This is a genomic window from Lysinibacillus sp. BSL11, from assembly GCF_052928325.1.
This window is the reverse complement of the sequence record NZ_JAVGCX010000025.1, coordinates 51,058-57,187: the sequence shown is the minus strand read 5'-3', so window position 1 is coordinate 57,187 and position 6,130 is coordinate 51,058. Positions and strand designations below refer to the sequence as shown.

Here is a 6,130-nt window from a genome sequence, read left to right as displayed (position 1 = left end):
GTCGCTGTAGCAGTTTGATTGCCACTTACTCCACTATTTGTGTTTGTTACTACTACATAGTAATACATCGTGCCTACTGTAGAGGTGGGGGCTGCATAGCTCGCATTTGTTGCTCCGCTAATTGGAGTCCCTCCACTCGGGCTATTCGTCGTGTTGCTGTACCATTGGTAGCTTAATATGCCTCCATCATTTACACTTGCCCCTACACTTAATGTTGGACTGGTAGCTCCTTGGTTCACAGCTGTTCCTACTGGCTGCGTCCCGATTGCTGGCGTCTCGGCATCTACTATTTCACCAACTGGAGACCCCCATAATTCAAACTCATAAATCATGGCTGTTAATTTATCGCCAAAAGTCGAAGAAGAATCTGTAACCTTAACTCGAAAATATTGATATGTTACCGGAGAAGAAAGTGATTTATCAATAGTTGTTGTACTCTCACTAGAATCAACTTCTATATTATTGTCAGAGAAATCGATTGGAGTAAAATCAACACCATCATCACTACCTTCTAGCTCTATATTTTTTATACTATAATATCCAATGTTTGTAATAGGGTCATAGGATGCAGATCCTATCACGACCCAACGGTTTATCGTATGCGGTGTACCTAGATCCACCATCAACCAAGCGGGATTACTCTCAGTAATTTCACCCTTACTTATATCAGAACCCCAATAAGTAATCTTATCTTCGTCAAAAGCCATATCGGCTGTTGCCCATTCTCCCTCTAAACTTGAAGCAGAATATTGCTTGCCTGACACCACATTTATATCCGTACTTGCACTTACTTCTATATCTGCAAATCCACCAAAAGATAATAAATTAAAAAACAATAACCCAACTACAAATACGGTAATAATTTTCAACCACTTTTTATTTTCCATCCAATCCTCTCCTCAAAATAAATTTATCTCCCCGATTGTAAGGATTGTTTATACAAATCAAGTATTGAAGACTTTACAGTTAAAGACTCCTCTTCGGAGATGTTCTATACTACACATCCCTCTGAAAATATAAAATTATTAAATAATGCATTTACGTTTAGAAAAAAATTAGCATTATAAAATTCTTAGTTTTCTTCCTAATTATGGTCTCATCGGATAAATTCCCTCATAACATATAATATAGTTTATAACTAGATAAGGTTGCATATTCGCAACAGGAATGCCAGAGCCTGTTACGCCAGTATTCGATGTTCCTGTTATCGTTCCATTTACGGTTCCTGTTACCGTTCCTGTTACCGTTCCTGTTGCCTGCACCGAATTAGTCTGTAGTGTTATATCAGGTGCATTTGTGCTGTATATGTTTATAGGTTGGTTAGCAGTCGTTCTTGCTACACCTAAACATGTATTTGAACCTGGCACTGATGTCGTATTCCCTGCTACCGTGGTTGCATTATTTGGTAAATTCACAGTAACCTCACAAGCTCCATTACTAATACTTCCACCACTAATTCCTGCACTAAATGTATTATTTAATGTAACAGTATGATTATGTGGTGGTATCTGACTTGTTTGCAAGGTCACATTTTCACTACCTGCCATTTGTCCAATTTGCCTATTTGTTAATCCTACACCTTTCCCCATTCCTACTGGCACCCTACCTCGTAAATCGGGTAATTTAAACGTAGTTGTAGCATTCCCTCCATATTGTGCACCTATTAATGAATAAATTGCCTGGTATTGGTTTATTGGCAATTCCTGACCTTGGCATAATAACCACCCTTTAGGAGCCCAATCTAAAGACCAAGGTAATATAGTTCCAACAAAAGCTTCCATTATTAAATTCTCCCTTCTCACTTATAAATTATTTTTCAAAATTACTATCAAATAATCTCACTAAATTCAAACACCCTTATTATCGAATATCCACTTATCTATCAACCTCCCAAATCATTAGTAAATACGGGGACGTTTCATCCATAACAACAAACCCACATCTCTCATACAACCTCTGTGCAGGATTCCCCATCAAAACATTTAATTCTATTGGCAATCTCAATTCAAGAGCTATACGTTGAAGTTCCCTCAATAGCACTGTACAGATTCCTCTCCCTCTATATTCAGGAAGTATGAAAATATCAATCAGACGTGTTACTTCTTGCTGTACCTCGGTTATTAATCTACCAATACCTACACCTTCATACATTATGATTTCATAGTTGGCATTAGGAAATTGTTGCTGATAAGAAGCTTTTTGAGCATCGTATTGCATACGTAATAAACCTTCTATTTGTTGCTCATCCAATTCTAATATGGCAAATTCATTTTTTCTTGTAGATACAAATAATGAATAAAGGGTATCTTCCTCTTCAGGTAATGCCACTCGCAATTTCACTTTATCTTTCATTTTTGCTTTGCCACTCACCTCTTTCCTGAAATTTCAAACAATATCAAGCAACACTCGCTAAAATATCCTTATTTTCTTCTTGTATAGATTCGACTTCTTGGATTTCCATTTCCAAAACTCTTGCTATCTCGGAAGGTGTATGCTTCGTAAACAACATGTACATAGCTTTTATTTTCTTTGCTTGATCCCCAGAAACTTTTAGAGTATTTGAGATTTCGGCTAAATCCGTATGGTTCTCTATCAAATACGATCCTAATAAAGTATTAGTGATTTTTTGTAACTCATTTTGATCCATAGCATTTTTGCATAATGCTTCTGCAGCTATACTCGCTGCCACTGATAAATCCATCCCTTTTTCATGCATACGTTTCATCGCATTAAATTGATCAGACCATTTGCGTAATGTATAATTTTGTTCCTTTACTAAGAAAACTAGCTCTCGATGATTTACAACAGTATCTTGTAAAAGTTCTGTCTCTTTAAATGTCATTGCAAGATCTTTAAAGAAAGCATTAACTTGACTTTGTCCACGATAAATCTCTTGTTTAGTCTTCGTTAAATCCTCTTTTGCCTTATTCGTTTCTGCTTGAATATTTTCAAAATACTCTTTCCGCAATTCTCCTTGAATAATTCCTGTAATAAGGTAGAGGACAGCGGCTATTGCACCAAGCGTACCTAGTTTCGCAACTAAGCTATCCAGCACTTTTATTTTTCCAATCCATTGATTAACTACAAATAATGTAAGCGCCACATACTTATCTAAAGCGATTTTTTTATAAGAAGGCACAACGATTGATAAAGAAATCAGTGGCAACGTATTTTTAAAGCATTTTCTCCATTCGAGGAATTCCATTAGCAAACTATTTAAATCATCTTGGATATCATGCTTTAAAATATTTAAGTCAATTGATGTTTCACTTAACTCACTTTTCAGCTCTTTTAAAAGCTTAATTGCTTGTGCCTTTCGCTCTGGGTTATCTGTACGAAATAGATTATCACCCAGCCATGCACTAATTTCTAAATCCTCGTCCAATAGCTTAGAAATGATGCTATCAATTCCCTCTTTACATTCAGCAAGCTTATCTTCTACTTCATAAATATTTTTTAGTGCGGGCTGTAATTCTTCGACATAGGTTGTTAATGTTGCTTCTGTAATCGCCATATTATCCATCCATTCTAAGATTATTTTTTAGCTAACAATTGCTATTAAATCGCTATTTGTCTCTTGAATTGTCATAACCTCGTTTACATCCATTTCCAAGACTTGTGCAATTTCATCTGGTGTATGCATTTTAAATAACATGTAGGTTGCTTTTACTTTTTTAATTCTTTCTAGGGACATATCAAGCTTTTGGGAAACTACACTATTGGGCTCTCCCATTTCAATAAGGTAGGCACCCATTAACAGTTTGCTGTAATTGTCTAATTCATTTTCATCATCTTGTTTATTTACTAGATTTGCAGCAACCACTTCTGCTGAAAATTCAATATCTAAGCCTTTATTAATCATTCGCTTCATCGAATCATATTGATCCGACCAACGTCTTAATGTGCCAGCCTGTTGTTTAACGAACGATACTAGCTCCTGATGGTTTGTATATGACTTTGTTAACAAGCCTGTTTCTTGAAAGCTCTTTGCCACATCTTCAAAAAAGGTATTTACTTGCACCTGCACATCATTGATATCCTGCCTTAGCTTTTTAACATCCTCCATTGCAGCCTTTGTTTCTTTTTGGATATTTTCAAATAACTCCATTCTTTTTTCGCCTTGAATTATTCCATCTATTAACACCACCACAACAATAAGACCTACAACACCTAACCCTAATACCTCAAATATTGGTAGTAATATGTCTTTCAATACGATAGTTAATACAAACCCTAGCATTAATCGATGAAAGGGATTAAAAGCCTGGAATTTAGGTACAGCTATGGAAAACGCAATAAATGGTAACCTATTATCAAAGTAAGTTTTCCAGTCCCCATACTCTTTTAATAAAGTATTTAATTCATCTTGAATATCATGCTTTAAAATATTTAAATCAATTTTTGCATTACTTAATTCATTGTTTAAGTCATTTAACAGTTGAATAGCTGTTTCTTTCCTTTTCGGGTTATCTGTCCGAAATAGATTGTCACCAAGCCATGCACCTAGATCAAATCCTTCATCGTTTAATTTGGATAAAATACTGTCTATATCTCCACCGGCTTTTCCAAGCTTGTCTTCTAGTTCAATTATATTTTTAATACTGGGTTGAAGTTCCTTCACATAATTGTCTAATTGGTATTCCGAAATTGGCATAGCATTTTCTCCTTTCTGTTTAGGAAATAATTAAAGAAAAAAATTCTTTATTTTCTTTATAAAAAGCTTCAATCTCCATCAATTCCAAATTCACTTGTTCAGCAACTACTACTATGCTCTCTTGGTTTAGCAATAAGTATGCTGCTACTAATAGCTTTGCATGTTGTTCAGAAAGCTTTAAATCTTGTGCTAATGTCACATAGGTCGCGCCTGTTTCAAGTAGATAAGCTCCTTGTAAAACTCTCTGGTTTTGATAGATTTGCGCTGATTCCTCTAAACTTTCGCTTAATACTTTTGCCGTTAGTTGTACAGCCTCTTGGAATTCCATATCTTTTTCAAGCATTGTATGAAGCATTTGATAATGATCGGCCCATATTTTCAACTGCTCACCCTTGCTTTTAATCTCAGCAATGAAATCAAGTTGCGTATAGGACGATTCTGACAATCTATCACTTTGATTTAAATTTGAGACGACATCGCCAAATTGTCTGTCCAATTCAATTTTAGTATCCATAATGATTGACATTAATTTAGCAGCACTGCTTTTTGCTTCATTTATTTGCTCTTTTATGTTCACATCAAAATTGTCTAGGGTTACTATTATTTCATTTACTTGACTCGATTCAATTGTTGCAGTTAGAAGGGGTAATTTTGTTACTATCTCTTTTTCAATTAAGAGGAACAGCACTATGTTGAATTGAACATTTGAAGAAAGACTTGTCTCAAAAGGGATGCTTGATACTGCAAATGGAAGTAGGGGAAGCATATCCTTTAAAGTTTGCTGTAACTCTCTGTTATTTTTTTGCAAAGTGTTTATTTCATTGACAAGTAGCTGTTTAATATGTGCCATACCAATTAAAGATTTTTGTAAATCCGATTGTAGTATTCTTACTTCTTCGAGATGTTTTTCTTTCTTTTTACTTGCTAATAAAAATCTCCTTTCTTTTTTTTGAATATAGTTTTTGATACTGCTGTCAATGTGTACAATGACACTTTCGACCTGTCCCTCTAAATTAAAAAAGTACTGAATCGTTTGCTGTAACTTTTCTTCATATGTCTGTAAAGCCGTATTTGATATTGGCACTTCACATTCACCTCTCTTTAGTTTTTAATAATGGACGGGAATCAGCTTCAAAAGACTTGATACGTTTATTGCCACCTCATTTTTAAATAGAGTTCATCAGTTGACACTACATGAAATCCTAGTCTCTCATATAGATTTCTTGCAGGATTTGTATGAAGAACTTGTAATATCACTGGTTTATTTTCTTCTCTTGCCTTTTGCTGAAGATTGCTAATGAGATAAGATCCTACTCCATTACCTTGAAAACTTGGCAAAATAGAAATATCAATTATATGTAGTCGCTCAGGTAAATCTTCTGTTAACAACCTTCCAACATATTGCTCATCTGAAGTAATAATACAATGGCTTGCATATGGGAATTGTTGTCTATATGAGGTTTGCTGTGCGCACCA

6 protein-coding genes and 1 pseudogene are annotated in these 6,130 nt (G+C 35.0%); all 7 read right to left on the bottom strand.

Features of this window, described 5'->3' with window-relative positions:
• Positions 1 to 887 (bottom strand): discoidin domain-containing protein (locus tag RCJ95_RS22425; protein WP_446722805.1); only part of this gene is annotated, 887 nt, incomplete at its 3' end.
• 201 nt (positions 888 to 1,088) lie between these two features.
• Positions 1,089 to 1,781 carry a phage tail protein gene (locus RCJ95_RS22420; protein ID WP_446722804.1) on the bottom strand — a complete coding sequence of 231 codons (693 nt, stop codon included), beginning with the start codon at positions 1,779 to 1,781 and terminating at the stop codon, positions 1,089 to 1,091.
• A gap of 94 nt (positions 1,782 to 1,875) precedes the next feature.
• Positions 1,876 to 2,352, bottom strand: a complete 477-nt coding sequence (locus RCJ95_RS22415; protein WP_446722803.1) for a GNAT family N-acetyltransferase — start codon at positions 2,350 to 2,352, stop codon at positions 1,876 to 1,878.
• 43 nt (positions 2,353 to 2,395) lie between these two features.
• Complete coding sequence (locus RCJ95_RS22410) at positions 2,396 to 3,514, bottom strand: hypothetical protein (protein ID WP_446722802.1); 1,119 nt, start codon at positions 3,512 to 3,514, stop codon at positions 2,396 to 2,398.
• Positions 3,515 to 3,541: 27 nt separating this feature from the next.
• The gene (locus RCJ95_RS22405) at positions 3,542 to 4,654 is read right to left on the bottom strand and encodes a hypothetical protein (protein WP_274771210.1); all 1,113 of its coding nucleotides are present in this window, start codon (positions 4,652 to 4,654) and stop codon (positions 3,542 to 3,544) included.
• A 19-nt stretch (positions 4,655 to 4,673) separates the two neighbouring features.
• Positions 4,674 to 5,738, bottom strand: coding sequence for a hypothetical protein (locus RCJ95_RS22400; protein ID WP_446722801.1), 1,065 nt, complete (start codon positions 5,736 to 5,738; stop codon positions 4,674 to 4,676).
• Positions 5,739 to 5,803: 65 nt separating this feature from the next.
• Positions 5,804 to 6,103, bottom strand: a pseudogene (locus RCJ95_RS22395) (GNAT family N-acetyltransferase); the annotation flags it as partial.
• Between the last annotated feature and the right edge of the window lie 27 nt (positions 6,104 to 6,130).

What these genes read in the sequence shown, in the direction of transcription:
- RCJ95_RS22415 (WP_446722803.1), bottom strand. Translation starts at nt 2,352, where the DNA reads ATGAAAGATAAAGTGAAATTGCGAGTGGCATTACCTGAAGAGGAAGAT.
- RCJ95_RS22410 (WP_446722802.1), bottom strand. Translation starts at nt 3,514, where the DNA reads ATGGCGATTACAGAAGCAACATTAACAACCTATGTCGAAGAATTACAG.
- RCJ95_RS22405 (WP_274771210.1), bottom strand. Translation starts at nt 4,654, where the DNA reads ATGCCAATTTCGGAATACCAATTAGACAATTATGTGAAGGAACTTCAA.
- RCJ95_RS22420 (WP_446722804.1), bottom strand. Translation starts at nt 1,781, where the DNA reads ATGGAAGCTTTTGTTGGAACTATATTACCTTGGTCTTTAGATTGGGCT.